Source organism: Kitasatospora sp. NPDC059722 (assembly GCF_042733235.1).
In the GTDB taxonomy this organism is placed as follows: Bacteria; Actinomycetota; Actinomycetes; order Streptomycetales; family Streptomycetaceae; genus Kitasatospora.
The window spans coordinates 1-3,158 of sequence record NZ_JBHWGD010000050.1; the positions used below are offsets into that span (position 1 = coordinate 1).

Consider the following 3,158-nt stretch of genomic DNA (forward strand, 5'->3'; position numbering starts at 1 on the left):
GGCCACGCACACTCGCTAGCGCCGGCCGCCCGGGTTGGCCCCCCCGCGGGCGTCGGCGCCGTTGTCGACGGCGAGGCTCGCGTGCTCCGGGGTGAGGACGCCCTTGAGGACCAGCGGCAGCCGGGTGCGCTCGCGCAGCCAGCCGAGGTCGGCCCAGGTCAGCGAGGGGTCGAACTGCTCGCGCGCGTGGTCGGCGATGCCCGAACTCCCGCTCGCGGCACGGTGGCTGGCCGCCATCAGGGCCGGGTCGAGGTTGACGGCGCGGACGGCGGGCGGGATCGCGAAGCCGTTGCGCAGGTCGCGCAGGCGGCGGCCGATCCTGGGGGCGTCCACGGTGAGCACGAGGGCCGAGATTCCGGCTGCCTCGGCCCGTTCGACCAGGGCCGCGAGGGCCGCGCGCTCGCGCAGCCAGTACAGCTGGAGCCAGACCGGGCCGGTGGCGGCGGCCGTGATGTCCTCCAGGGTGCGGCTCGCGAACATGCCGGCCACGAGCAGGGCTCCGGCCGCGCCGGCCGCCCGCGCGGTGGCCGTCTCGCCCTCGGGGTCGACCAGCCGGTGGTAGGCCATCGGGGCGATGCCGACCGGGAGCGCGAGCGGGCTGCCGAGCAGGGTGGTCGCGGGCGAGCAGGCCGAGACGTCGACGAGCGTGCGGGGCCGGAACGCGTAGCGGGAGAACGCCTCCCGGTTCGCCGCCAGGGTGCGTTCCGCGCCACTGCCGCCTTCGATGAAGTCCCAGATCTCGCGGGGGAGATGTGCGCGCGCGGCGCGCTCGATCCCGGCCAGCGTGGTCACTCCCACGGGCAGCTCCAATTCCCGGACGGCCACGCGCGGACCGCTCCCGGTTCGGCAGCGTAGGAGCAACAACCACATTGGTATAGACCTTGATTTGACCAATCGTCTGTGCCAAGGTCTGGCCACGGAATTGACCGTTTTGGTTGTTCACGGCGTCCATGTCAAATCCCCTCACTATGTGGAGTGGTGTTGACCGCCTTTTCAAGCTCTTCACTTCCGCTCGCGGATCGGATGCTCCCCGCGCAGCCGCACGCCGATGCCCCGCCCGACTGGATCGACCGGCTCCTGCTGGCCGGCGACGGGGGCGAGGAGTGCCTGCACTTCGGCGGCCCGATCGACCGGGCCGCCCTGCGCGCCCTCGTCGACGAGCAGACCGCTCGGCTCGCCGCCGCCGGTCTCGGCTCGGGCGGCACGGCGGCCCTGCGGCTGCCGCCCTCGGTGGCATTCGTCGCCGTGCTGCTGGCAGCATGGCGGCTCGGCGCCCAAGTGGCGCTGCTCGACCACCGGTTGACCGACCACGAGGTCGACGCGGCGGTGGCCCGGCTGACCCCGCAGGTCCTGGTGGGCTCCGCCCACCGGTCCGCGGCGGCACTGCGCGGGTTCTCCGACGTGGAGCCGGTGGCCGTGCGGCTGCCGGACGGACGGCCGGCCCGGACCGGGCACGCGCTGGTCCAGCTGAGCTCCGGGTCCACCGGCCCGGCCAAGGTGATCGCCCGCACCGCCGCCGACCTGCTGCGCGAACTCGACTGCTACCGCAGGCTGGTGGACTACCCCGGCGAGGGCGAGCGGGTCGTCCTGCTCTCCTCGATGGTGCACGTGCTCGGCCTGGTCGGCGGACTGCTCAACGCCCTGTTCGCCCGCGCCGCGCTGACCGTGCCGGAGCGGATGACGGCCGCGGGCATCCTCTCGGCCGCCGCCCGCGGCGGCCGGCCGGTCACCGTCATCGGCGTGCCGTTCCACGCCGAGCTGCTGGCCGGCGCGGTCGCGCCGCCGCCGCTGCCCCGGCTGCGGCGGATGGTGGTGGCCGGCGAGCTGGTCCGTCCGGGCCTGGCCGCGCTGTTCACGGACCGGTACGGCGTCCCGCTCGGCACGATGTACGGGATGACCGAGACCGGGGTGATCGCCACCGACCTCTCGGGCGGGCTGCACCCGGCCAAGCGGCCCGTCCACGGCATGCGGCTGCGGCTCGTCGGGGGCGAGCTGCGGATCGCGGCGGGTACCTCGCCCTACCCGGGGCTGGACGACCCGACCCGCTGGTCGGACGGCTGGCTGCACACCCGGGACGCCGCCCTGCTCGACCCGGACACCGGCGAGGTCACCGTCCTCGGCCGGCTGGACTCCCAAGTGTCCATCGGCGGCCTCAAGGTGGACCTCACCGAGGTCGAGCAGACGCTCACCGCTCTGCCCGCCGTCCGCGAGGCCGTCGTGGTCTTCGAGGACGGCGGCATCGAGGCGTACCTGGCCCTCGAAGCCGGCGCCGACCCGGCCGCCGTCCAGGACGGGCTCAACCGCCGCCTGGCCGCCTACAAGCGGCCCCGCCGGCTCGCCCTCCTCCCCCGACTCCCGCGCACCGCGACCGGAAAGCTGCTGCGCGACCCGGCCGCCCTGCGCGACGCCGCCACGGCCACCACCGCCCGCTGACCAGCGCGCCTTCCTCTCCTAGGAGCCCTCCATGCAGGACCGCATCCGCGACTTCGTCCTCTCCGCCCTCGCCCAGATGCAGTACGACGTCTCCGGGGTCACCGGCGACACCGACCTCGGCCCGGCCGGGCTGGACCTCGAATCGCTCGCGCTGGCCGACCTGTCGGTCCAGGTCGAGGACGAGTTCGGGGTCAAGATCGACCTCGACGAGATGGAGACCACCGCGATGATGACGCTCGACGAGTTCACCGCCGACGTCGTCCGGCGCATCGAGGCCGCCGGGGCCCAGGACCCGGCCGGCGCGGCCGCCGGCAGCGCCGCGTGACGCGCGCCGGCCGGCCGGACCGCGCCGAGGTCGTGGACATGCTGGCGGCGTTCGGGCAGCGCGCCGCCGACACCGTGCCCGACGAGCTCGGATCGCTGGAACTCACTTGGCTGATCGCCGAGTTCGAGCAGCGCTACGGCATCGAGGGCGACCTCGACGACGAGCGCTTCGCCGCCGTGCGGACCGTCGACGACGCCACCGGACTGCTGCGCGAGGCCCTCCTGGCGAGCACCTCCCCCGGAGCCGCGCAGCCATGACCGCCGTCCTCCCGGCCGCCGCCCGTCCGGTGGTCAGCGGCGTCGGCGTGCTCAGCGCGGCCGGGCGCGGCCTCGGCGAACTCACCCCCGGCGGCCCCCCCCGGCAAGGCCCCAGAGGGGCGCGGCACCGCAGGGGCCGGGTG

4 protein-coding genes are annotated in these 3,158 nt (G+C 75.0%); 3 read left to right on the forward strand and 1 reads right to left on the reverse strand.

Annotation, left to right across the window (positions count from 1 at the left end):
* Positions 1-15: 15 nt before the first annotated feature.
* Positions 16-798: an alpha-hydroxy acid oxidase gene (locus ACFV4F_RS27800; protein ID WP_380506416.1), complete on the reverse strand. Its 783-nt coding sequence runs from the start codon at positions 796-798 to the stop codon at positions 16-18.
* 225 nt (positions 799-1,023) lie between these two features.
* Between ACFV4F_RS27800 and ACFV4F_RS27805 the strand changes: the two genes are divergently transcribed.
* The 3 genes from ACFV4F_RS27805 to ACFV4F_RS27815 are packed head-to-tail and all read left to right on the forward strand — an operon-like array spanning position 1,024 to position 3,015.
* Positions 1,024-2,433 carry a class I adenylate-forming enzyme family protein gene (locus ACFV4F_RS27805; RefSeq protein ID WP_380506419.1) on the forward strand — a complete coding sequence of 470 codons (1,410 nt, stop codon included), beginning with the start codon at positions 1,024-1,026 and terminating at the stop codon, positions 2,431-2,433.
* Positions 2,434-2,464: 31 nt separating this feature from the next.
* Positions 2,465-2,758, forward strand: a complete 294-nt coding sequence (locus tag ACFV4F_RS27810; protein WP_380506422.1) for a phosphopantetheine-binding protein — start codon at positions 2,465-2,467, stop codon at positions 2,756-2,758.
* Positions 2,755-3,015 carry an acyl carrier protein gene (locus ACFV4F_RS27815; RefSeq protein ID WP_380506425.1) on the forward strand — a complete coding sequence of 87 codons (261 nt, stop codon included), beginning with the start codon at positions 2,755-2,757 and terminating at the stop codon, positions 3,013-3,015. Before ACFV4F_RS27810 ends, ACFV4F_RS27815 begins: the two co-directional genes overlap by 4 nt.
* Positions 3,016-3,158 lie beyond the last annotated feature (143 nt).